The following is a 24,819-nucleotide window of genomic DNA, read 5'->3' on the forward strand; positions in this document are numbered from 1 at the left end:
ATTAAAAGCGCCCGCCAGGCGAATAACTTCGGTGGGGCCTTCCACCGGAGCCTCCAACTCCAGTTCTCCTTCGGCAATCTGGGTGGCTGTTGCGGTCAGGTTGAGCAAAGGCACCGCCAGACGGCGCGCAATATAGAGTCCCCCCAGCCCCACCAACACCAGCACAATCAACATAACGCCCCCCGAAATTGCAGCGCTTTTGATACTCGGTTGGTAGGCCTCGGCGGTCGGCAACTCGGTTACAACGGCCCAATCAGGCACCCCTAAGGGCACATAAGTTCCCACAACCGTATCGCCGTTGATTCCCTGGACTACACTTGTTGCTGTTTCGTCCACAGGCACAGAGTTGCGTATGAATGCATCAATCATAGTCAAATGGCTTACATTTTCTCCCCGCAGCACGCGGGTATTGTCGCCAAAGGCAATCAGATTGCCCTGTTTGTCTACCACGTAAGCCAGGCCCGTCTGGCCAACTTTCAGCCCATTCACCAAATCCCACATAAATTTTAAGTTCACTTCGGCCAACAATGTTCCTTGAAAGTCTCCAAAAACATTGGTGACCGGAACCGCCATCAGGACCATCGGTTCGCTGGTGGCGTCATCAACATATACCGGGCTGATATACCTGCCTCCCTGTTTGACCTGGGTAAACAATTCACTCTCAAGCCGCTCCCCTAGCAATTCCACTGCCGCCTGCGATATCCGAGAAGCCCCGGCCTCTTCCTGGTTTTGCGCATTTAATAAAAGCAACTGACGAAAGGCGCGATCCAGGCCCAACAGTTTCTCCAAAATAACCTGCTGCCCTTCCCAGGAACCGGAGGCCGGCTCCTCAATTTTGGCCGCTGTTTCCAATTCTCTAAATTTCTCCTGGACGAAACTGGCAACCGTACTGGCGGCTTTATAGGCAATAAGTTGTTGCTGGCTGTTGGTGCTCTCTTGTCGCGCCTGGACAAAAAATACAAATTGCGGAAGGTAGGTGATCAACGAGGCTGCCAAACTCAAGACCACAAAAGCAACAGCCAACGTGGCCAAAAGACTCCGTGAAGTTTTGGTTTTTTTTACCGGCATAGACATCATCTCACTTTGTGCTATCTGATGTAAGCTATTTGGGTGGAGATGTCCATCCATCTCCACCGATTTTTCAAGGTCAAAAAAATTTCCAACTTTTTTGATGCCACTTTTTTATCTTTAGGCACCGATGTTTAAGCCAATTTTTGCTTAAAGCCGTTAATTATAGTTCTGTCCCTAACTCCACCACGGCATGTCCGGCCGAGAGTTGCTCACCCAATTCCATGGCCGCTGTTTTAACCAGCTCCTCCAGGCTGGCAGCAGCCCGCATCTTCTCCGTAATCTGGCGGATGATTTGCTCACGGCGTGCTGCTTTTTGGCTGGCTTCGTGACGTTGGGCGCTTTCCAGGGCAATGGCTGTTTGATCAACCAAGGTGCGGAGTAAATTAACCTGATTATCTTGCACCTCAGCATCTATTTTTTCTTTATACCCAACTTCAACTAAGCCGATATTTTCTTGACGCAGGCTAATGGGGGTAAAAATGCGTAATCCCCAATCAACCGACCCTTCGGCGGTAAAATTTTCTGGATCAAAACGAGGGTCCCAACCGGTGATCATGTCTGTTTGGCCGGTTCTGATGATGTCGGCCATAATATCGTTGCTATCCAGGGGGTGATTAGCCCGCCGGATATGATCTTCCGTCACATTAAACCCGGCTATGGCTCGAACTCGTTGCTGGGCTTGGTCAACCAGGGAGAAGAGGGCATAATCAGCGCCCAGAAACCGGGTGCAAGCCTCAAAGAAAGCGCCAATGACCTCCTCAACTTGTAAGGCGCCCGCAAGTTTCTGCGTTAATTGCTGTAAGGTTTGGGTTTCTTGCAGGCGTTCTTCGGCTTCTCTTTGCGCCTGGGCTACACTCTCAAATAAGGCGGCATTATGAATGGCAATGGCTATCTGGGCGGCAAGCGTGGTTTGGATGCGCACGTCTTCGTCCGTGAAGGAGCCAATTTTATCCGCTTGCACATCAAGTACACCTAACATGCGGTCACCCACCAGTAAGGGTATAGCCAACTCCGAACACGTATCAGGTAGCAAGGGGTTAGCCAACCAATCAGGGTCTTCCCGCACATTATTCACCACCACCCCTTGCCGGGTACGCGCCGCTCGCGCCGCCAACGACTGGACCTGGGCCAGGGGAATATGCCATCCTTGAGCCACCATCTGCCGGCCCACCTGGCCCGCCCCGGCGGCCAGGTCAAGTGTATCTCCGGTTTGGTTAAGCAAGTAAATATGCGCGTGATATAAATTAAATCGCTCTTTGGTCAGGTCCACCACGGTTTGTAATAGTTCTTGGGTATCCAAAATGGTAGAGGTAGCCGTACTCACCTGAGCCACGGTTTCCAACTGAGCAGCCCGTTTGGCCATAATTTGTTCCGATAGTTTACGCTCGGTAATGTCTCTGGAGATACCAAAAGTGCCAATAATATGTCCGTCTTGATTATGCAGGGGCATCTTGGTGGTCAGAACCCACGTCTCATGACCATCCGGCCAGGTTTCCTTTTCCTCCAAGTCCACGACGGGCTGGCCGGTTTTAATAATCCGCTGTTCATCCTCAAACGCCGGGCGGGCATGCTCCTCGGTAAAAAAATCAAAATCCGTTTTGCCCACCGCCTGCTCGGGATCGCTCAAGCCAAACATCTGGGCTTGTGATTTGCTGATTCTCAGAAAACGACTATCAGTATCTTTAAAATAAATCCGATCTGGCACATTATCCAACATAGTTTGCAGTAGATTTTGGGCCCGGGCCAATGCCTCTTCTGTCCGTTTAAGTTCGGTAATTTCTCGACCCAGGCCCACAACCCCAATGATATTGCCTTGATTATCCCGCAAAGGCACTTTGGTGGCCAGATTCCATCTTATCACCCGGCCATCTTCGTCTATCTCTAAAGGTTCTTCACGGTTAATCACCGGTTTTCCAGACTGGATGACGGCCTGTTCATCGGCATAGAATCGTTCGGCCAACTCCGGCGGCACAAGATCAAAGTCCGACTTGCCCACAATTTCGTCCGGGCTGGTTTTACCCATACGCCGCACTGTAGCCACATTGCAAACGATAAATCGGCTCTGAGTATCTTTGGCATAGATCCGGTCCGGCACATTATCTATCAATGAACGCAGCAAGTTACGCTCCTCGTCCAGAACGGCTTGGGCCTGTTGATACTCAGATATTTGTTTGTGGGCCACTTCGGGGCCGGATTGCCCCTGAAGGGGAGACCCCGTTTCTTCTTGATCTACCTGTAAAGGAATAGTTTGAGGGGACGGCTCCATCTCTGAGGGTGAGAGCTTCTCCGGGGACGGCGCCGTTTCCATAGCCAATGAGATAGCAGCGCGGGTTTCGGCTAAAACCTGCCATAAAAATTTACTGGCTTCTAAATTAGTCACCACGGGAACAAGGGTTTGTCCAAGACATTCCACTTCCAGAGCAGGATCAGGGGGGAAAATATCTTGCGGCCAGCGATGGGGAACTTCCTCTACCCGTCCATCAAAAAGACGGCAGAGCGGATCGGATGTTTCAGACTCAAATGTTTCGATGACAGCCTTTAAGAGTCTACGCGCAGAACCTACCCGCCGCTCGACAGAAAAAGCTTCATAACCTACGCCACTTTCTGCCAGGAGCTGGGCATAAGTTTCAGCCAGATTCGCCATGTTTAGCGTAATAAAATTCGCAAACTCTTTCAATGCTGGCATAGCATACTCCTTGGGTTAGAAAAGAACAGAGCAACTTCCTTTAACATAATTATAGTAAATTATTGCTCTGCGCACAACCTTCCCTTTTTCCTACTCTATCCGGTGAGACGGTGGAACTCTGCCAAAATTGAGGCGGCCAGAGCCGGATTGAGCGAAACATCACCGTCGGCCACCTGCCGAATGGTATTTATCGTCGTTTCATTATCATCATTCTTTTCAATATATCCCCAGGCGCCTGCTTTCACCGCTTCCAGGGCATAGCGGTCGTCAGGAATGGAGGAAGTGGTCAATATTCTGATGCCCTCGTTATAGGCCGTGATCCGTTGGATGGTCTTAATACTATCCAGCACCGGCAAATGTAAATCCAATAAAATTAAATCCGGGCAGACTTCTTTACAACTGTCTACCACCCCCTGACCATCTTGCACAATACCGACCACGCTCATCCCTGGTTGTTGGTCAAGAAATTCTTTTAATTTCCGGGCGTGGTCAAAATTGCTATCAGCTATGATGATTTTAATGGGCTGACTCATGGGCATTAGCCTTTCTGCATATTTCTATTCCACTTCACCATTTTTGATTATAAGAGATAAATGGGCGAATTGATAGAGCTAAAAGTACCTTAAGTTTTTGCCCAAAAGTACCTTAAGTTTTTGCCCAAAAGTACCTTAAAAAAAGACCTGCCGGGTACGCCCAAAAACCCGGCAGGTCCAATAATGGTTCAGCTTGCAGATAATGATTTATTGCTCTTCAACCAGGCCATCGCGCATAGCCCGGATGGCCGCTTCGGTTCGGTTATTGACTTGAAGTTTTTGAAATATTATGGAGAGGTAATTTTTAACCGTGCGCTCAGACAGCTTTAGTTCAGCCGCAATATCTTTGTTACTGGCTCCTTCGGCCACCAAAACCAAAATTTTCTGCTCGCGCTCGGTTAAAGGTTGAAGTTTGAGCGGTTCTTCTTCCCGGCTGGCAATCTGCCGAAACTCATCCAATAAACGGATGGTCATCTGGGGGTTTATCACCACCTGACCTTGATGCACTGCTTTAATAACCTCCAGTAATTCCCTGGAGCGGGTGTCTTTGAGCAGATAGGCTTTGGCTCCGGCTTTAACAGCCTCAAAAACGTACTCATCCTGGGGATACATAGTTAAAATGATAATACCCACCGAGGCGTCCTTTTTGAGAATCAACCGGGTGGCCTCAACGCCGTCAAGAACCGGCATATTAATGTCCATCAACACTACCGTTGGTTTTAATTGGGACACCAGCTTGACCGCTTCTAAACCATCCTCGGCCTCCCCCACCACTTCAATATCTTCATCCTCTTGATCCTCTAATAGAAAACGCAGTCCTTCTCTAAAAAGCGCATGGTCATCTACCAGTAAAATCCTGATCTTATCCATTATCCGGCTGCCTGTTCAACGGTTTCAAGGTTTTTTGGATTTGGATATTTTTTCGATCCTCGCCGGGCCGGCAATTTAGCAAACACCCGGGTGCCCTGGCCCGGCCTGCTTTCAATAGTCAGGCGTCCCCCCACCGTATGCGCCCGTTCACGCATAGAAACAAGTCCCAAGCCTTTGCCGGTTTGGGCGGGGAGTACTTGTTCAATCTGTTGCAAATCAAATCCCCGGCCATCATCCCTAACCTCCAAAATAATCCAGTTGTCGTTTGCTCCGGCCAGGCTTACCGCCAGTTGCTTGCATTGGGCGTGCTGCTGCGCATTGGAGAGCGATTCTTGCAAAATTCGATACAACGCGCTTTCTACTTCTGGCGATACTTCTACCGGCTCGCCCGTGACCACACAACTTGTTTTTAAATGCCAGCGGCAGCCAAATTCGGCCACAAAATTTTCAAGCACCTCAAACAACGATTTGCCCTCAAGGTCCACCGGGCGTAAATCAAAAATGTTCCGCCGTAGCTCATCAATGTTTTGCTTGAGCAGCGTATATATCCGCTCCAGATGTGCTTCCAGTTTACCACCTTCTTCCACAATGTTCAAGCAACGGTCAACTTGCAGCAATAAGTAAGCCAGGTTCTGCGCTACCCCATCGTGCATGTCTCTGGCCAGGCGAGTCCGCTCTTCAACAATGGCAATTTCCCGGGTGCGTTGCAGCAGCCGGGCATGCTCAATGGCGCTGGCGACCTGAAAAGCCAAAGCTTCCAAGGTTTCCAGGTCATTTTCGCCAAAAATGTTAGGAGCATTACCCTCAACCTTAATCAAACCAATCATTTTGCCGCCGGTAATGAGCGGGGCCAGCATCACCGAGTTGGCCGAAGCAATCTCCTGAGTTACGCGAGATTGGCCGGATTGCATATTGAAATTATTCAAAATCACCGGCCTGGCTTGCTCAATGACCTGCCCGATGGGCGTGGAGGGGTGAATTTTTAGCCGGAGAACGTGATCGGCCTTAGCCGCCTGGTTAAAGTCAGACGTAACCGGCCGATCAGTTACCTCCGCATCACTATAAATGCTCTTGAGCAACACATCAGGGCCATCAAGCAAACCAATCGCCACCTGGATGGTATCAAATGTATCCGAAGCAAAAATTTGGGCAATCCCCTGGCCCACCATAGCCAACAATTCATCCAGCACCAAACCCTGGCTCACTACCTGGCTGATCTTTTTAATGGCCTGCAACCGTTGGGTTCTGGCCACCACCGTTCGCTCCAATTTGTCGGAATAAGCCTGCACCTGGCGATACAGCCGGGCATTCTCAATGGCTGTCGCCGCCTGGCTGGCCAGGCTACTCAACGTCCACAGGTCATGGTCATCAAAACCGTTGGGATAACTCCGGTCAACGTTGATCACCGCGCCCACCTGGTTGTCAATAAAAATGGGCACCACCAATTCGGAGCCAACCTGCAAATTTGCAATAGGCAGAAAACTCTCTTCCACCGAGGTATCATTGACCAATAAGGTTCTACCTGTGCGGGCCACTTTACCAATTAAGCCCCGGTTGACATCCTGCCGATACACCCCTGGCTTCAACTCTTGCGACGCCTGGCCGTAAATAGCCTTTAAAACCAGAAATTCGCGGGGAGGGTCTAGCTCAAAAATAGCCACGCCATCATACGCTAATTTTTCATAAATGGCCCGGGCCAGGGCATCAAAGAGAGTATCCACATCCAGAATGGTGTTAATTTCTTGGGCTACCTCGTTGATAAATTTAAGCCGGGTTGATTGTTTTTCCCACCCTTCAAACAGTTGCGCATTTTCCACGGCAATGGCAATTTGATAGGCCAGGTTAAAAACATAGCGCGCGTCGGCATCAGAAAAAGCATGCGGCTCATTTTTGTCCAGGGTCAGTACCCCTACCACCCGATCTTTGTAGATCAGGGGCACCCCCAACCATGCCCTGACCTGGCCGAGTTCGGGCCGGGATTCCCAAACTTCGCTTTGGGTCACATCATTGATAATGAGGGGCAACTTATTATCAACCACTCGCCAGGCCGAATTGCGGCTGCTTCTCCGGTAGGTGTTCATACCCTGCCGGTATTCGGCCAAACCGCGCGAGGCCACGGCGTCAAGAATATCTCCTTTTAATAAAAAGAGCGTGGCGCTATCAAAGTCAATGGTCTTGTGAATTTGGACCAATATTTCGTCGGTCAGATGTTGCAAATCCAAACTAACCCCAATCAACGCGCTAACGGCATTGATGGAGGCCAGGCGTTTATTGGCTTGATTAAGAACCGCAATTTGCGCTTCAAAATGCTGCACTATTTTATCATCGGGCGAGAGGGGGGGAATGCCTTGCGACAACTTAGCCAAAGGAGGCAAGCAGGATTGGAGGCGTTGTTGTAATGCGCTTATGTCAATAGGCTTTTTCAAAAAGCCGTTAACACTGCCGCCCAAAGCCTGAGCGGTATCTTCGTCAAAATAATTTTGGGTGAGAATGAGGATGGGGGTGTGGGGCATAAATGCTTTCAGGCGCGAAACCAGTTCATAGCCATCAATATCGGGCAAAGTCAGGTCCATCAAAACCAGGTCCGGTTGAATGATGGCGCAATATTGAATAGCTGTGGGGCCATCAGCAGCCGTGATAATATTATATTGTTCGCCAAGAGCCGACTGGATGAATGTCTGCGTCGCTTCATCCCGGTCAATATGAAGGATTGTGGCCATTACCCATAGAAAAAAAGCGAAAACGGGATTAAATGCTGTTTTCGCTTTTTAACCTCCAACTTCATTGTTTGTTAAACTGCTTATGCAATGGTTTTGTTGGCAAAACTAACCTCAAAATAAGTATAACATATCATGATTATGACGACAACGGGCAAATAGTCCCGCAAAAATTATTCATTTATCGGTCCAATTTGCCTGAGCATCCAGATAATTTTGCAGAATTACCGCTGCTGCGGCTGCATCAACAGAGGTTTTATTGCGTTTGCTCGATTTTGGCCTGTTTGGGGATACGTTTATCAAGTATGCTTCTGCCTCAACGGTAGAATAGCTCTCGTCAAAATATTCAAGCGGCGTAGCCACTGCTTCAGCCAAAGCCTCGGCATAACGCCGGATCCGGCGGGCCTGAGGGCCAATTTTTTCATGGCCGCTCAACGAATAAGGCAAGCCGATAATAACGCGATCTATCTTCAGTTCCTCAATCAAACGTCCCAGCCGGGCAAAATCTTCTTGTTTAGACTTACGTTTTAAAACACTGTGCGGGCTGGCCAACAGGCCACTCTCGCTGATGGCAATACCTATTCGCCGCTCGCCGATGTCCAAGGCCATCAAACGCATCTTTTTTAGGCACCATCGGCCATCAACGTCACTGCATCGTTGATAACCACTTTAATCCGCACCGGCACAAAGGGTAAACGCCCAACCCACTCCACCAACCAATCTGGCTTCAATTCTACCCCCGGCACGGCGGCCAGGTGATACAGTTGGCTCAATTGGGCCTGGGCCTCGCCAATGGGCAGCCAGGCGATTTCGTCGGCCACAGCATGCGGGTCAATCACCGGCACGGCCTGGCCATCGGCAAACACTCTGAAAGTAACAATCCCCTCCCGCACGTCCAATACTTCACCAGCCGCAAAGCGCAATCCTTCAACATCAAGTTCGTAACCGGGCGGCACCTGGGCTTGCAGCGCGGCCAGGGCCAGGCGATTGGCATTATACCCCCCAACTACGGTCCCCCGCACCACTGCCTGCATCTCGCCGCTGAAGGTATCAGAAAAATCCCCGGAAAACTCATTATAGGTTACATCCAAAACAATCACCTGCAAGGTTTCCGGCGGCACAAACTCCTGCTCGCCCAAAGATTCCTGGATTTGTTTGAGACCTTCTTGTTGAATTTTTTGGCGCAGATAAGCCTGCAAACGTTCCTTATCATCATTGACCACAATTTTGGCCGGTTCCATGGTGCCCCCGGCAAACGCCTGTTCATTGACCACACGGGCTAATAGGGCAAATGAAGGCTCTTCAAAGCGGTTGATTTGGCCGGCCCGCACATTACCCTTGGGGCCAAGTTCCACCGCTACCGCCGTAATTGAAGCGGTGGCATCAATACCCGCGGGAACCGTAATAGTCTGAATAATGACAAACTTTATTTGCTCACCAACCGAGGTGGACAGGGTGGTGCTGATGGGAATAATTTGCTCATCCGGCGTGCGATTGATAAACGTAACCACCCCTTCGGCCAGACCGGAAGGGGCCAATTCGGTTTCGATGGTTTCAATGTTGTCAGACAACGCCAGCTCCACTTGGGTCGTCCGCGCCGGAAAACTGAGCGACTGAAAATCCACCGACTCCACATTGGGGTCCGCTTTCACCACCAGTTCTGCCTCAACCGGCTTGGCCATAGGCGTCAGGGTAACGGTTGCTTGTGGCAACAGGGCAATTACACCCGCCACCAGAATAAAGGCCAATATTACCAATAACAACAGCGCGCCCAATTGCTGCAAAATACCAATGCGGCCCCTTCCCTGCACCACCATGTATTTTTTCTTTTCGACCCGCTTTCTGGCGGCTGCTTTTGAAGCAGGCTTTTGGGGATCGGTTGAAGAGGTTTTGCCCGCTTCCGGGCCGGGCTGTTCAGTCTCCCGGACCGGGGGCAAGGTTTCATCGGGGGAGGCTACCGGCGCTTCAGCAGTTACCCACCCGGCCCACCTGGCGCCGGTCATACTGCCAAACGCTTTTACCCCGGCCTCTCTGGCATAATCCCGCACAGCGGGATGGCCGCTGACAATAGCCAGTTCAACGGCTTTTATTTTGGCCGCACGAGCCAATAATTTCATATTGACCAAACTTTGCAGCGCCTTATTCCCTCGCGGCACCACCAACAGCAGGCGGCGCTTTTGCCACTGGCCCGACCCGACAGGCGACGGCGGAAAGGCAAAATCCAGGCGGCTGCGAATAGCGGTTATATCGTCTGTTTTATCAAGCTTTAAAATTTGTTCCATAGTAATGGTAAGTTAGGGGGCGCAGTTAAAAATCAGCGCTCCAATTTTTATTTCAACAGCGGAGTGATAAAGCCTAATCCGGCAATCCCACCATTAAACTCAGGGCCAGCGAGAACAAATTATAATCCAGTCCCCTGGTTAAATCTTTTACCACCAGCGGCCATCGGTGCCCTAATTGGTCTACTTCCGGCGCGCGAGTAAAAGGGGTTGAGTCGGCTCGCAGGCATTTGTTCAGGCCCGGCAATAAACTGCCCCCCCCGGTCAAATAAATTTTCCAGGGCAGTAACTTTCCAGCCGACAGCCTGGCCAATAAATGTACTACTTCCTTGTACCAGCGCCGACAAACCGGCTCCAGATACCGCTCTACGGCCTCCAGTTCACGTTGGCTCAAATCCAATAAGACCAACTTTAGTTCTTCGGCCTCGGCCAATTCAATATTCAGCCCTTGGGCCAGGGTATGAGTAAAAAACTCTCCTCCCAGGGGAAGCCAACCGGCAGCGACGAGCGCATCATTACGGATCAAACAAATATCTGTTCCGGCAGAGCCAATGTCCAACACAATTGCTTCCGCATAAGGCACAGCCGCGGCCAGGGCCTGCCAGGCCGAGATAACATTGACAATGACCACATCTAACCGTTGGGCCAGCAGTTCCAGCGCCCGCAGCGCTCCGGCCTGACCGGCCACCCCAAACACAGAAAACGAAAGCTCGTGGCCGGTCAGACCCACCCCATCTAAAACCAGTTGATTATCCAAACGAATCCCGGCATCGGTTACGGCCAATGGCTGCCAATATCCCCCCTCAATAGATAGTTGGGGCAGTTTCTGACGCGCCAGCCGTTCGGCCCTGTGCCGCAAATGATTTATCTCTTTGCCGGAAATAGGTCGGGTTGGTTTGGCCCGGGTCTGCCGCACGGTAAATAGTTCACCCGCCGAAGCCCGTCCGGCCAGGGCAAAGATCACGTCATCAGGCACTACTTTTTGGCCGATAACGGCTTCAGTGCTATCTTCGGCGCGCGTAAGCGCGGTATTAACCGGGTTGGTCACTGCCGCCGCCTCAAGCCGCCCGCCGGTTATATCGTGCCCGCCGGTTTCAGCCAGGCCATAGCCAATCACCTGTGGTTCAGACTCGCCCGGCACGGCCAGAACAACCACTGCCTTAACCGCATCCCGGCCAATATCAACCAAACTAAAGGAGGCGGGCCGGGGTGATTTCTTTGGTTGAAACCGGCGCAGCAATTCCATAGGTTAGTGGTCAGTCAGTTTTGCGTCCATTTCAGGTATTCACATTTTGCCAATCGCTTCACTCACCAAAGCATCCACTTTAGCCAGCGCTTCCGCCAAACGAGACGCCTCCTTGCCCCCGGCCTGGGCCATCGTGGGTTTGCCGCCGCCCCCCCCGCCAACTACCTGGGCTACCTCTTTGACCAGCTTGCCTGCGTGCAGGCCGCGTTTGGTCAAATCTTCGGTAACGGTGGCAATGATCAGGGGTTTGTCGTCAAGAACCGTAGCCAGCACCACCACCCCGGACCCCAACCGGTCACGGAACCAGTCGCTCATTTCCCGCAACATGGCTACGTCCGGCGCATCTACCTGGAGCGAAATAAGATTGACCCCTTTTATTTTACGCGCCTGCGACAACATCCTTTCAAATTCAGCGCGGGCCAGTTTACGTTGCAATGCTTTAACCTGCTTTTCTTTATCCTGCAACTGGGCGGCTAAAGTATGCAGGCGGGGATAAATCTCTTCCGGCGGCACGCCCAGCAGGGCCGCCGACTGCTTTAAGGCAGCCAACTGCCGCCAGACAAGCTGCTGCGCGGCCCGGCCCGTTACAGCCTCAATCCGGCGCACGCCCGCCGCGGCGCTGCCCTCGCTGATGATGTGCAGCGCGCCAATTTGCTGGGTATTTTGCACGTGGGTGCCGCCGCATAATTCGCGGCTATAAATCGGGTCATCGCCAATTTGCACCACCCGCACCGTGTCGCCGTACTTCTCGCCAAAAAGGGCCATAATTTCTCCGGCGGCAATGGCCTGTTTTAATTCGTCATAGCTTTTATAGCCGGCTGCAACCGGCAAACCGGCCAAAATTGCGGCATTGGCCGCCTGTTCAATTTCTTCCAATTCTTCAGCCGTTACCATGTGGGCGTGGCTAAAATCAAAACGCAGCCGGTCGGGGGCTACCAACGAACCGGCCTGGACTACATGCGTGCCCAATACGCGGCGTAGTTCTTTATGCAGCACATGGGTAGCCGTGTGATTGCGCATAATGTCCCACCGGCGCTTACTATCCACCATCGCCCGGGCCGGGCTGCCCACTTTAACCGCGCCGCTGGTCAAAACACCCCCATGCACAATCAAACCATTGACCGGCTGGAAAACGTCGTTGACTGCTATGCTCCACTGTGGGGCAGCCGCGCCGGCCGCCTCAATAATCTGGCCGGTATCGCTCACCTGGCCGCCAGCCTCAAGATAAAACGGCGTTGCCGCCAACACAATTTCAATTTTCTGTCCTTCGGCGGCGCTATCCACTATCTGGCCGTCACGCAAAATGGCCACTACGCTACCATCCAGTTCGGTCCCGGCGTAGGGATTATGGTTGACCCCCTGCTCGGATAATTGGCCCTCGCGCTTGAGCCGGTCCAACAAGTCGGCGTAAATTTGCAGCAGGTCAACCGCAATTTCACCCAGCTTGCTGCCGCCTGATATTTCGGTATGCTGCTTAAAGGCTTGTTGATATCCGGCCTCGTCAATGGTAAAGCCGTACTCCTCGTGGGCAATAATGCGGGTCAGGTCTTTGGGAAAACCGTAGGTGGCATGCAGTTTGAACACTTCCTCGCCGGGAATTTGGGTTTTACCGGCGGCCTTAAGTTTTTCCACCCGTTCCGCCATTAATTGGAGGCCGTGATTAAAGGTTTTGAGGAAACGTTCCTCTTCCTGGGTAATTACATTGAGAATAAATTGGCGGCGCGCTTTGAGTTCAATAAAATAGTCGCCCATTGTGTCAATAACCACCTGGGCCACCTGGGCCAGAAAGGGGCCGTCAAAACCGGCCAACCGACCATAACGCGCGGCGCGGCGCAAAATCAGGCGCAGCACCGAAGCGCGGCCTTCGTTGCCGGGCATTACGCCATCGCCAATCATAAAGGTGATGGCCCGGCCATGGTCGGCGATAACGCGGTAGGCCACAATGTTTTCTTCCACCTGGGCGTTGGTATGGCCCAACATCTCTTGCACCCGCCGGATGACGGGCATGAACAGGTCGGTTTTATAATTGGAATCCACCCCCTGTAGTAAGGCCACTACCCGTTCAAACCCCATGCCGGTGTCAACGTGTTTGGCCGGGAGGGGATTCAAATGACCGCCGGCCTGTTTGTTATATTGGATGAAAACCAGGTTCCACAACTCGGTAAAGCGGCTGCAATCGCCGTTCACCTGGCAAACGTGGTGAGGATCGTCTTGGCGGTCGCAGGTTTCGGGGCCACGGTCGTAGTGGATTTCGCTGCATGGGCCGCAGGGGCCGGTTTCGGCCATTTCCCAAAAGTTGTCTTTGCGGCCAAAGTAGAGAATTTGCTCGGGCCGGATGCCGGTTTCGGAACGCCAGTGGCCGGCGGCTTCTTCGTCGGTTTCCAATTCGCCGTATTCGTCTTTAAAAACAGTAGCCCACAGCCGTTCGCCCGGTATGCCAAAAACTTGGGTGAGCAGTTGCCAGGCCCAGCCAATGGCTTCCTTTTTATAGTAGTCGCCAAAGGACCAATTGCCCAACATTTCAAAGAAGGTGTGGTGGGTGGTATCATAGCCCACGTCTTCCAGATCGTTATGTTTGCCGGAAACGCGCATGCACTTTTGCGTATCGGCAACCCGCGCGTAGGGTCGCTCGCCCAAGCCCAGGAATACGTCTTTGAATTGATTCATCCCGGCGTTGGTAAAAAGCAGGGTCGGGTCGTTGATGGGCACCAGCGAGGCGCTGGGCACAATGGTATGTTGTTTTTTCGCAAAATAATCTAAAAAGGCCCGCCGAATTTCGGCGCTGGTCATGGTCATAAATACTTCCCTCAATGTAAAATCTTGAATACAGGATTTTAGTTTAATTGAAGGGGGATGTCAACTAAATTCTGTTGGCGCAGGGGGCTTAAACAGGTTTAACCAGGATCAGCAGGAAAAGGATGTAGGCGTAAAAAGGAACGGTAAAACGGCTGGGGATACTGCCCACCCGGTTGGAGTAGGCCAGCACAAACATGATTATGGAAACCAACAGCAGCACAATCCACCACTGGTACTCCAGGCTAACAAAGGGATAGATGTATTCCGGGGGCTTTACAAAAACGTAAATCCCATCGCCCCGTTTGGGTTCTCCGGGCGGGTTGTTAAGGATCAACATTAAAAACTGGTGAATGAGGCCCAATACAATAGGCACCCAAAAAAGGAACTGCCTGGCCAAAATGGGCAGCATTTTGCGCCAATCGGGGCTATTCGTCGGGATCATTGTTTTCCTTTTCTTCGCGCTTTAGGGCGTAAGCCAGGTTACTGATGCCCAGGCCAATGTTACGGGCAGCGTCAACCAAGCCGCTTGTTTCCTGAAATACCTTGTAGAGTTGGCGGCTTTCGTCTGACTCGTAATCAAGATGGGCGGCGGTAGCGTAAGCCACATAAGCCGCTCCCCCCGCCGAGGCTTCGGCCTTGCGGTTAAGGGCATCCATGGTTTCCTGGGGGTAGCGGGTTTCAATATTAAAGCGCAGCACTTCCACACCAAAATCCCGGTACAGCTCGCCAATCAGGGGCAGTTCAAGAAAACTGTCGGCAATGGCTTTGAGATTTTGCTCCAACTCTTCCAGAGAAGGAAAATTGATGGCCTGGTGAACCAGCTCCTGTTCCACCGCTTTTTCCACAAAATCAGTCACCCGGGGCCAGGTCATGCGCAACGAGGCAATGGATAAAGAGCGGCGGGCCGTCATGGATAGGGTTGTTTCAATAAATAAACCGTCTTGAGCCTTGATCCGCAGCGTGCTAAAGTCTATGCCCCGGGGCTGCACGTAACGAATGGTAATGAATTCAAAGATCAGCCAGGGAATGCCAAATACCACCAGGGGAAGCAGAAAGGCTATGAGCACGCCGTGCCGGGCATACTTTCTGCTTTCGTCCAACGTTTCTGTGGCATGGTCAAAGTTGGAGAAGGTTTGCAAAAGATAAGGCGTTGCGGTGGGGGGAGGGACGGGGGTTGGGGTTGGCGTTTCCGTGGGGATGGGCGTGGTCGCATCAACCGGCGCGGCCTGGGCTGCGGCCGCTTCGACCGGGGTTAATTCGGCGGGAGGGGGAGGCAGTTCGGTAGGCAAGGGGGTAGACCTGACAATTTTGCATGCCAGAATCAAAAATAGCCATAAGATCAACCATTTTTTAGAAATTACTGCGTAACTGTTTTCTGAGCCTTGCATTTTCGGCCTCTAAGGCTTTTAACCGGGCGTTATCCTGCCTACCCAGGGCGTAAGTGGTGACCACAAAGAGTAACATGGCTCCCAGGGTTAACACCACTCCCAAAGAAAAGGTGCCGTCGTCTACGGCCTGAGCCATGTAACCCTCAACCTTGGTTACCCCCAAAAAACCGGCTATACTGTCGGGCAACAGGTTAATCACAACAGGCACATAAGTTTTCCAAATGGATCCTAGAAAAATAAATAAGGGGACCAGCCTGACCAAAGGTTTGATCACGGCTTTGATGGTATCCCCAATCCGGTCGAGCATGGAAAAGATGATGATGGCAAATTGGCAAAATAGAATCCCAAGCCCTAAAAAGACCTGCACGCCGGTCATAGAAACGCCAATCTCAGCGAGATAATTGGAAAGAGAAGGGATATTCTCGCTAATTTGGACATCAAACAGGCCATATCCAAAGCCAAAAAATGCGACCATGAATGCGCCTAATAAAATAACAAAAATAAACGTCATAGAAAAGCGTTACGCTCCCGGAAACTACAGACCCACCAAAAGCACCTTTTTTGCCTTCTTATACTTTGACATAAAATCTTTTTTATGTCAAATCATTTGCGTAACCTTTTAAAAATACGCCTGGATCATCTTATCAACCTTGAGAGGGGTTAGCAATAATAATCAAACGATGCGTATTGGTCCAATTGGGCCAGCAGGTGATGAGGGTCAATTGTTCGTATGACGTCGGTTCCATCACTGCCTGTAAAAACTCTTGCGCTTCTTGTGAAGCGCCCAAAGCTCTAACCAGTCTCTTTTCGTCCACCTGGTACACAAAAGAATCGCCCTGGCTGGTCCAGAGAATGATCTCATCACCGGGTTCCAATTTTTCAAGATCAGCAAAAACGCGCCCGCCCATGCTGTTATTGTGGCCTGAGATAACCACATTTCCCCCTTCGCCAGGCAAGGCCGAATTACGATGCCAGGCCGCTTCCTGGTCTGGAACGTCCCATTCACTGATCAGTTTGCCCCATCGCTCCTGTAAACGCCACCCCATCTCTACCACCGGGGCATCCAGGTCAATCTTTTCAACCACAATCCGGGCTGGCACCCTGCTGCCAGAGGCCAAGGTAGTCAATTCAGCCGGGGATGACGTGCTTGCTACCGATACCGGCCTGGGGATGGCGACAATCCGGCAAGCCAAGAGGCCCAAGAACAAACCTATCAACAATCCAGGTTTTTTAACCATCTATTCTTAGCCAATATGCCAACCAACATCAACCAGGAAGAATACAACCATCGTCATCGGCTTTTCATAAAATGTTGCCAGGCAAAAAACCCCACCCCCCCCAGCAAAGCTGTCACGATAACTGCCATTAATATCAACAGGGTTGGTGATAAAAAAGCGCCATTTACCGGCGGTTCAGGGGGCGGCCGAATCTCGTCGGGCGTAACAACAACTTCCAGGTTTGGCTCGCCGTGCAATAACCCCATAATGAAAAGGGTATAAATTACGCCGTTTTCCAGATTTAAATTATTGGCAATATAAAGAATCCCACCTGTGCTGGCGTCACGAACATCAAGGTTATAAGTTCCGGCGCTCCATTTATAATATCCGCTTGGATTGCCAAAATGCAAATCTCTCACAAAACAGTCACTCTGGTTAGTCAGGCAAATATTAACGGGCGGCGTATCCGGCGAGGCATGAATCACTCGAAAGTGTGTTTTTCCGGCTTCAGGCGGGCGGTTATCATCATCAAACTTTCGTAACTCTAGATTTTCTAACAACCCCATGGCCACTACCGTATAATCCCGACCCTCGGCAAAAGAGAATCCAACTTGCCCCTTACGTGGGTCTTCAGGGCTAACCCCGGCCGGCAAAAGAATCACCGTATGGTCGCCTGGCGAGGACACCGAACGGTAACCGGTAACTGTGCGGTAAGATACATTTTGAAAAAACGGCCCGCTGTCAAAGTTATCCAAATAAATATCTCCGTTGGGCGCATTGGACGAGGCATGCACTCCCCGTAAACGAGGGCTGCCGGCTGTTTGGGCTACAACGGCCAACCCTAAAACCAGCCACAAAAAGAGCGTTAGGGGGATAAAACGTTTCACAAAAATTTGCATAAATAACCCCTCCTTTTACCGGAAATAAAGAAACAAGCCCGGCTATACCACCAGCCGAGCTTGCTTTTCCCGTCAGTCATCCTGGTCCGGTTTATCGCCTTTGCCCGGCCCACCCAACAGGCTCCCCGGCAATTTTAAAATCTGTTGAAGAATCTTTTTCTTGAGAGAACCCTCGGGGATATTTTCGATACCTTCTTCGTAAGCGCCAATGGCCGCAATGTATTGGCCCTGGTGCATGCGCAAACGGCTCACCGCTTGCCACACATACATAGCCATTTCATTCTCGCCTACTTCTTCTAACATGGTGGCCGATTGTTTGTAGGCGTCTACCGCTTCGTCCAACAAATCTTCGGCCTCATATACGGCTGCTCGATTACCCAGGGTTTGAGCCTGTCCTTTTTTGTCCGTTAACTCGGTAAAGCGGGTCCAGGCTTCATCCAGGGCCTGGTGTGCGGCGGGATAATTTTCAAGTTGTTTATAAATAACACCTATATCATTATAGATTTCAGCCATGCGCCGGGTATCGCCCGCCGCGCCGGCCAGGGCCTGTTCCAATTTCTCCAGGGCGGCCTGGAATTTTCCTTTACGAAAAAGGGCCACTCCCTGCTCATGTAACTTTTCACCAGACACTTCCATCTCCTAAGGCTGCTTCAAGGCAGGTTGTTTTAGCGACATATCAGCCGGTAGCGGCAAAACCAAACGAATAATTGTGCCTCGATTGGGCGCTTCGGTACGAGACTCAATGCTCAATTCCGCCTCAATCAACTCGGCCCGTTCGCGCATATTGAGCAAGCCAAAATGACCAGTCCGCATAGACTCGCCCATCATTTTGTTGACCTCAAAACCACACCCATCATCTTGGATAATCACCATAAAACGGTTATCTTCAACCCCCAGCGACAGCAAAATGTTACGCGCCCTGGCATGCCGTTTGATATTATTGATTGCCTCTTGGGCAATAGAAAAAATAGTGCCAGCCACCTGGATATCGTAATCTACCTGCCCGGTTGTTTTGAACCGGATCACAAAATCCTCGGAATCACGCAATTGGTTCACGTAATGCTCAAAGGCTGCCGTTAAACCCTGGGTTTCCAAAACAACAGGCCGCATTTCAAACAACAAGGTCCGGGCATCGCGGGTGGCCTGATGCACCAAGTTGCGCAGGGCAATGATTTCGTTGTGTACCGCTTCCGGCTTAACCCTGTTCAAACGCTCCAGGTGATCCAAACTCATACTAATGGCCGACAAAAGCTGAACCGGGCCATCGTGTAAGTTACGGGCCAATTCCCGGCGCACATTTTCTTGGGCCTTGATAATATGGTCGCGCTCCTGGCGCACCTGCTGGTAAAGGCGGGCATTTTCAATGGCAATGGCGGACTGGGCGGCAATAGAACTCATCAACCGGACATCTTCTTTACTAAAGCCATCCTCAGAATATTTGTTCAACACCTCTAATACCCCAATCACGCGCCCCTTTATTTTCATGGGCACCGCGGCAATGGATTGGGTTAAAAAGCCGGTGCGCACATCAACCCGATGGCTAAAACGAGGATCGGTGCGGGCATCATTGGCAATCACCGGCTGTCCGTGTTGAGCCACCCAGCCGGCAATGCCTTCATCTATGGGGATACGCTGCTGGCGCAGCATTTTGGCCCGGGAACCGTGACTGACCTCAAACACCAACTCTTCCCGTTTTTCGTCAACCAGCATAATTGAGGCTGCACCGGCATCAATTACATTAACGGCCAACTGCATGGTGTCCGATAATAATTTATTGACATCAAACGTGGTCATCAAAGCCTGGCCCACCTGGTAAAAAATTTCCATCTGATTCAGGCGTTGCTGGGCCAATTCCAACTCAATTATCAATGAGGCCATGCGCCCCATGCCTTTGGCAATGCGGACCAATAAATCGCGTCGCTCTTCGGTTACTTCACTGCCGGGAGGCAGCACCAGACTCAACGAGCCAACCACTGTAGTGTGGCGCACCAGGGGAATGTTGACCAAAACAAGCTGATTCTCGGCCAGCCTTGAGGTAGAAATTGGCACAGCCGCCCCGCCTGCAATATTCCAGGCCGAGTTCGCCAGGCGTTGGCTAATCACCTCTTCCCAGCGCTTTATCCGGGCCAATGCTTCTGGCCGAAACGGGCCGGAACGAAAATGCTGTTCGGTTTGGGCTTGAAATAAAATTGAACCTGCTTCAGCCCCCAACAAACGCACAACCATACCCAAAGCCTTGCGCAGCATGGTATCCAGGTTGCCGGCCGCGGCTAAATCAAAAAAATCATCCATGTAAGTTTGAATGGACTCAGGGGAAGTTGACGCATTGGCGCGTAAAAGTTGTTCAGCCATTTTCCCATCCCTCTTAATAGGTCACTTCCAAAAGACCTTCGGCTAAATTGCGCAGCGTTTCAGTAGACACATTACTCAAACGCATAGAGATATTAATGTAAAGCAAATTAGCCGGATTGAGCAAAAACTCGCGTACCTCTTTGGGCAGTTGAGAGAACTGAGCAATCTCGTGTAGGGTAACCGCTCCGCCGCCAGTTTCCTGGGGCGAAAATCCCTGATCCATAAAGTAACTCAAGGATACGTTCAAATAAGCGGCCAATTTTTCCAGTTCAGGCAGGGGGATTTCGGTTTTGCCAAATTCATAACTGGAAATTCGGCTAGCCGGCACATCTAATACTTTAGCCAAGTCTTCTTGAGAACGTCCGGCTTCCGTCCGAGCCTGACGTAACAACACTCCAATAATCCGCTGGCGCAAAGCGATTGCTTCAAGGGTTGGAAATTCTCGATTGGCTTCTTCAATTGGCTCGTCAGACCAGAAATAGATGACGGGAACGTTAAAGAGATAGGCCATCACTTCTAATTGAGGCAAAGACACATCCCGGCGGCCAAATTCAATATCCGATATCAAGCCTGCCGACACGCCCAACGCTTCGCCAACTTCCTTCAAGTTCAGCCCCGAGCGAACGCGCGCGTTCCGAATCTTAACGCCCAACATCTTTCTACGCAAAACTGCCTCTTTTTCTTCTCTTGTATCTGGTACTGCTTCTGGCATCATTCTGCCTCCAAAGAATTTTCCATTGTTTTGAATTATAACATAAAATTTGAATTTTTGACATAACGCAAAAGCATTTTCTTTTGTTTCTCTCCCTCTCTGGTTCGTGGTAAAATGATAGTACCGTCACAAACTTCAGAGGTCAACTAAAATGTATGCGCTCCTCATTGCCGAAGATGCCGACGACATAGCTATTTTCTCGATGATTTTACAACGGGCCGGGGTGGCCGTTACTACCGCTAAAAACCTGGACCGGGCCATGCAAAACTGGTCGGAACGACCGGCCGACATCGTTTGGTTGTCGCTTGCTGCCCCTTCTCCCCAAGCGCAGGCGCAACGCATCCGGGACGAAACTCTGGTGCCGTTGATTTTGGCCGTTGATTCGCTGGACGAGCGGTTGCATTGCCAGCTACTTAAAATAGGCGCCGATCTGGTCATCACGCCTCCCTTTAGCGCCAAGTTGTTAATTGCCCAGGTAGAGGTGCTGCTGCGCCGGGCCGGGACCGTACCTACTTTTAGCCTGCCCACCTTAAGTGTAGCCGGATTAACCTTAGACCCGGCCACCCGAACCGTTGAGATAACGGAGCGCCCCATCCAACGACTCACCCACCTGGAATTTCGCCTGTTATACACCTTGATGATGAATCGGGGACAAATCATTCCCACCGAAACCCTGGTTGAGCGGGTGTGGGGTTACACCAGCCACGGCGACCGCGACCTGGTCCGGGGCCTGGTCAGTCGTCTACGGAGTAAAATAGAAACAGACCCGCGCCAACCTCAATATATTCTGACTGCTCCCGGCATTGGTTACTCCTTCAAGGAAGATGAATAGGCCATAGCCGGAACATATTTTTCTAAACAAGAGAAGGCTATCAAAAAAATGAGGCAAGATGACCCTCATCGGGTTGGGTGGTGGGGACAATTCAATGTAGACAGTGGCCAAACCATCCAGTGGGAAATCGGCCCACTGAAATTGGCCATTCAGCGTCTGCCAAACGAATGGCAAATTGCCTATGAACAAGATGAAACCCTGGCTGAAGAAAACAATGAATGGGAGCAGAAAACAACAGCCACGAATCTTGAAACGCTTGGTTATGCTAACCTAAAACGTTATCCCTTTCAACAAACCCATAATCCGCTCCACCTGCTACCGGCCCTGGCCGACCGGCCCGTTGTTACGCGCCCATGGACACCCCTCCACATCATCGCCAATGAGGAGGCCGTGATGTTTGTCAGTTCCCCCTTGTGGGTTCGCCTCACCGTTGCTGACCCGCCCAAACAATTGCTGGAAATTCCCGTTCGTCGTCCCTCGGATACCTGGTTTGGCCCTTCAACGATGGAGGGCGAATTATGCTATGCCAGTAGAACACAAGGCCGCTTGAATTTTGAGAATATTCCCCTGCAAACCCACCGCGCCGTTACTCAAGTAACAATTCGTAACCAGGCCAAAAGCGCCCTGGTAGTAGAACGCCTCAGTTTGCCCGTACCATATCTCTCTCTATTTGCTACAGCAGAGGGAGTGCTTTGGACTGAAACCGTAACCATGGCCTGCACGCGGGATACCGGCATGGCCGCTTGTGACATTGGTGCCATTCCACCGCCGCAAGCCAGCCAGGCCAGATTAATAAATGAACCTCGTCAGAAACCTGGGCAAAATATGATTGTCCGCGCTTTTGGCGCTTTGTTTAGTCAAATCATCCCACCAGGAGGTGATTGATGGATCTACCAGAATGGGGACCTGAACTTTTTAAACAAATGAGCCAGACTGAGCTTTTGATTGCCCTGTTGCGGGCGTTGGTTATTTTCATTGCAGGCTTTTTCCTGGCCCGGTTGGTTAGCCGGATGGTCCGGCATCTCTTCAGCGACTCCGCCAGCCCGCACCTGGCCATGCTGGCCCAACGGGGAGCCTCCTATCTGGTGCTGATTTTGTTTGGCATCTGGGGGCTATATGAGTTAGGTTTTAACCTGGGCGTTCTGCTTGGCGCAGCCGGTATTCTGACCGTGGCTATTGGTTTTGCCGCGCAAACCTCTATGTCGAATCTGATCAGCGGCCTGTTTCTGATTGGGGAAAAACCATTTCAGATTGGCGACCTTATTAAAGTTGACCAAACCGTAGGCGAAGTCCTATCCATTGATCTGCTCTCCATTAAATTGCGCACCTTTGATAACACCTACGTCCGCATTCCCAATGAAACCATTATTAAAACGCAAGTGAGCACCCTGACCAAATTTCCCATCCGTCGAGTTGATTTGCAAATTGGCGTGGCTTACAAAGAAGACATAGCCAGGGTGCAGCAAATCCTCGCGGCAGTGGCCGATAAAAATCCGCTCTGTCTGGAAGAGCCGCCGCCCCTGTTCATTGTTCAGGGTTTTGGCGATTCGGCCATCAATATTCAATTTTCGGTATGGGGCCAACGCGAGGAGTATCTGACCATTAAGAATCAACTACAAATAGAAATCAAAGTTGCGTTTGACCAAGAAGGCATCGAAATCCCCTTCCCCCACCGCACGTTGTACCCCGGCAGTGTGGCCGAACCTTTTCCGGTCAGTATTGTGTCGGGGCAAGCAGGTAGGGGCCAGAGCGGGTTGTAAAAAAAATGCCACACAACCGTTTACTTTACCACAACCTTGATACCCTTTTTCCACACTTTTTATACACCCATCCGCTACAATAAAAATAACCCGAGCTATCTGAACAAATACCTTGAGGAGGATAATCCATGAAAGTGGCTTTATTAGCCAATTTAAAACAGAACGCTCCCACCTGGCCCGGCATGTCGCCCGACCAGTGGGATGATCTTGACGCCTGGGAAACCATCCAGGCCATCTCTATTGCCCTGGAAAGAGCCGGGCACGAAGTTGTTTTTCTTGAGGGCGACCCAACCCTCTACAACAATATCCAGGCCGTAAAGCCCGACATTTGTTTTAACATCTGCGAGGGCCATTTTGGCGACTCGCGGGAATCACAAATACCGGCCATGTTAGAGATGCTGCGCATCCCCTACACCGGCTCCCGCGTGCTCACCCTGGCCCTGGCCCTGGATAAGCCAATGACCAAACGCGTTCTCTCTTATCACGGCCTGCCCACCCCGGTCTTTCAGGTATTTGAACGGGAGAACGAACCATTGGACGACAATCTGCCATTCCCTCTGTTTGTGAAACCCAGCCGCGAAGGAACCGGCATGGGCGTGAGCGCGGAGTCTATTGTGCACGACGAAACTCACCTGCGCCGGCAAATCCAGCGCATTTTTGAACGCTACAACCAGCCCGTCCTGGTTGAGCAATATATTGAAGGGCGTGAAGTGACGGTGGGTATTGTGGGCAATCTGGATAAACCCGCCGCCCGCCGCCTGCCGGAAGATGAAGACGCGCCGCGCATCATCCGGGGCCTGCACTTTTTCCCACCGCTGGAAGTTGACGTGGGTGCCTACCCACCGGAAGAGGCCGGCCTTTACACCAATCGTATCAAGGTAGAAATGGCCCACGACTTTCATTACATCTGCCCGGCCCCCCTGAACGAAGCGCAAATAGAGGAATTGAACTGGCTGGCCGCGGCCACGTTTCGGGTGATGGGTTGCCTAGACGTGGCCCGCATTGATTTTCGGCTTGACGCCAACGATGAGAATAAACCCTACATCCTGGAAATCAATCCTTTGCCCGGCCTAAACCCCCATTATTCTGACCTGTGCCTTGAAGCGACCGCCGGGGGCTGGCGTTATGAAAAATTGGTCAATCGCATTCTGGACGAAGCCATCCAGCGTTACGGCCTCAATCACCCGGCCAAACGCGCGCAGGCCTTACCCGCATTGGAGTTGGCCGGTTAAGTCAACCAGAAACCAACCATACCAGGCCATCCAGAAGGCAGCCCCTAAAGGTTTTAATGAATTTTTAGAAATTAATCCGGCAATGTAGGGGCGTACCCTTGTGGTCGTCCCAGAGGACAGGCACAAGGCGCTGTCCCTACGGTTACCGACATAATGATACTGTTGGTGAATTTATGTTAAGTAGCAGGCGCCAGAGCCAGAAACTTGGAGCGGCGTGTTCGTGCCTTTG

The 24,819-nt window shown here is 51.4% G+C and carries 21 protein-coding genes; 4 read left to right on the top strand and 17 right to left on the bottom strand.

Going from position 1 to position 24,819, the window contains the following annotated elements:
- The 17 genes from JW953_15555 to JW953_15635 all read right to left on the bottom strand — a co-directional run.
- On the bottom strand, positions 1 to 1,068 hold a 1,068-nt coding region (locus tag JW953_15555), incomplete at its 3' end, for a cache and HAMP domain-containing protein (protein ID MBN1994113.1).
- A gap of 163 nt (positions 1,069 to 1,231) precedes the next feature.
- Entirely contained in the window at positions 1,232 to 3,757 is a 2,526-nt protein-coding gene (locus JW953_15560) for a PAS domain-containing protein (GenBank protein ID MBN1994114.1), read from the bottom strand.
- A 95-nt stretch (positions 3,758 to 3,852) separates the two neighbouring features.
- The gene (locus tag JW953_15565; protein MBN1994115.1) at positions 3,853 to 4,290 is read right to left on the bottom strand and encodes a response regulator transcription factor; all 438 of its coding nucleotides are present in this window, start codon (positions 4,288 to 4,290) and stop codon (positions 3,853 to 3,855) included.
- A gap of 207 nt (positions 4,291 to 4,497) precedes the next feature.
- The gene (locus tag JW953_15570) at positions 4,498 to 5,160 is read right to left on the bottom strand and encodes a response regulator transcription factor (protein ID MBN1994116.1); all 663 of its coding nucleotides are present in this window, start codon (positions 5,158 to 5,160) and stop codon (positions 4,498 to 4,500) included.
- Positions 5,160 to 7,880: a GAF domain-containing protein gene (locus JW953_15575; protein MBN1994117.1), complete on the bottom strand. Its 2,721-nt coding sequence runs from the start codon at positions 7,878 to 7,880 to the stop codon at positions 5,160 to 5,162. Before JW953_15575 ends, JW953_15570 begins: the two co-directional genes overlap by 1 nt.
- Positions 7,881 to 8,054: 174 nt before the next feature.
- Complete coding sequence (gene ruvX / locus JW953_15580) at positions 8,055 to 8,486, bottom strand: Holliday junction resolvase RuvX (protein ID MBN1994118.1); 432 nt, start codon at positions 8,484 to 8,486, stop codon at positions 8,055 to 8,057.
- 14 nt (positions 8,487 to 8,500) lie between these two features.
- Positions 8,501 to 10,159 (bottom strand): baseplate J/gp47 family protein, encoded by a 1,659-nt coding sequence (locus tag JW953_15585; GenBank protein MBN1994119.1) that lies wholly within the window; start codon positions 10,157 to 10,159, stop codon positions 8,501 to 8,503.
- A gap of 73 nt (positions 10,160 to 10,232) precedes the next feature.
- Positions 10,233 to 11,402, bottom strand: coding sequence for a hypothetical protein (locus JW953_15590; protein MBN1994120.1), 1,170 nt, complete (start codon positions 11,400 to 11,402; stop codon positions 10,233 to 10,235).
- A gap of 39 nt (positions 11,403 to 11,441) precedes the next feature.
- Positions 11,442 to 14,192, bottom strand: coding sequence for an alanine--tRNA ligase (gene alaS, locus JW953_15595; protein MBN1994121.1), 2,751 nt, complete (start codon positions 14,190 to 14,192; stop codon positions 11,442 to 11,444).
- Between the two features lie 94 nt (positions 14,193 to 14,286).
- The gene (locus JW953_15600) at positions 14,287 to 14,640 is read right to left on the bottom strand and encodes a hypothetical protein (protein ID MBN1994122.1); all 354 of its coding nucleotides are present in this window, start codon (positions 14,638 to 14,640) and stop codon (positions 14,287 to 14,289) included.
- Entirely contained in the window at positions 14,624 to 15,586 is a 963-nt protein-coding gene (locus tag JW953_15605; protein MBN1994123.1) for a hypothetical protein, read from the bottom strand. Before JW953_15605 ends, JW953_15600 begins: the two co-directional genes overlap by 17 nt.
- Positions 15,549 to 16,097: a hypothetical protein gene (locus JW953_15610; protein ID MBN1994124.1), complete on the bottom strand. Its 549-nt coding sequence runs from the start codon at positions 16,095 to 16,097 to the stop codon at positions 15,549 to 15,551. The genes JW953_15605 and JW953_15610 overlap by 38 nt, the downstream gene beginning before the upstream one ends.
- Positions 16,098 to 16,230: 133 nt before the next feature.
- Complete coding sequence (locus JW953_15615) at positions 16,231 to 16,824, bottom strand: sortase (protein ID MBN1994125.1); 594 nt, start codon at positions 16,822 to 16,824, stop codon at positions 16,231 to 16,233.
- 53 nt (positions 16,825 to 16,877) lie between these two features.
- The gene (locus JW953_15620; protein ID MBN1994126.1) at positions 16,878 to 17,702 is read right to left on the bottom strand and encodes a DUF4397 domain-containing protein; all 825 of its coding nucleotides are present in this window, start codon (positions 17,700 to 17,702) and stop codon (positions 16,878 to 16,880) included.
- Between the two features lie 72 nt (positions 17,703 to 17,774).
- Positions 17,775 to 18,332 (bottom strand): tetratricopeptide repeat protein, encoded by a 558-nt coding sequence (locus JW953_15625; protein ID MBN1994127.1) that lies wholly within the window; start codon positions 18,330 to 18,332, stop codon positions 17,775 to 17,777.
- Between the two features lie 9 nt (positions 18,333 to 18,341).
- On the bottom strand, positions 18,342 to 20,054 hold the full coding sequence (locus tag JW953_15630) for a GAF domain-containing sensor histidine kinase (GenBank protein ID MBN1994128.1): 1,713 nt from the start codon (positions 20,052 to 20,054) through the stop codon (positions 18,342 to 18,344).
- Between the two features lie 13 nt (positions 20,055 to 20,067).
- Positions 20,068 to 20,769, bottom strand: coding sequence for a transcriptional regulator (locus tag JW953_15635; protein MBN1994129.1), 702 nt, complete (start codon positions 20,767 to 20,769; stop codon positions 20,068 to 20,070).
- A gap of 148 nt (positions 20,770 to 20,917) precedes the next feature.
- Between JW953_15635 and JW953_15640 the strand changes: the two genes are divergently transcribed.
- The 4 genes from JW953_15640 (at position 20,918) to JW953_15655 (ending at position 24,590) form a co-directional block, all read left to right on the top strand.
- A complete protein-coding gene (locus JW953_15640; protein MBN1994130.1) occupies positions 20,918 to 21,598 on the top strand; it encodes a response regulator transcription factor in 681 nt (226 codons plus the stop codon).
- Between the two features lie 48 nt (positions 21,599 to 21,646).
- A complete protein-coding gene (locus JW953_15645; protein MBN1994131.1) occupies positions 21,647 to 22,483 on the top strand; it encodes a hypothetical protein in 837 nt (278 codons plus the stop codon).
- Between the two features lie 38 nt (positions 22,484 to 22,521).
- Positions 22,522 to 23,358: a mechanosensitive ion channel family protein gene (locus JW953_15650; protein MBN1994132.1), complete on the top strand. Its 837-nt coding sequence runs from the start codon at positions 22,522 to 22,524 to the stop codon at positions 23,356 to 23,358.
- A gap of 128 nt (positions 23,359 to 23,486) precedes the next feature.
- Positions 23,487 to 24,590, top strand: a complete 1,104-nt coding sequence (locus JW953_15655; protein MBN1994133.1) for a hypothetical protein — start codon at positions 23,487 to 23,489, stop codon at positions 24,588 to 24,590.
- Positions 24,591 to 24,819 lie beyond the last annotated feature (229 nt).

This window comes from Anaerolineae bacterium, from assembly GCA_016931895.1.
GTDB lineage: Bacteria > Chloroflexota > Anaerolineae > 4572-78 > J111 > JAFGNV01.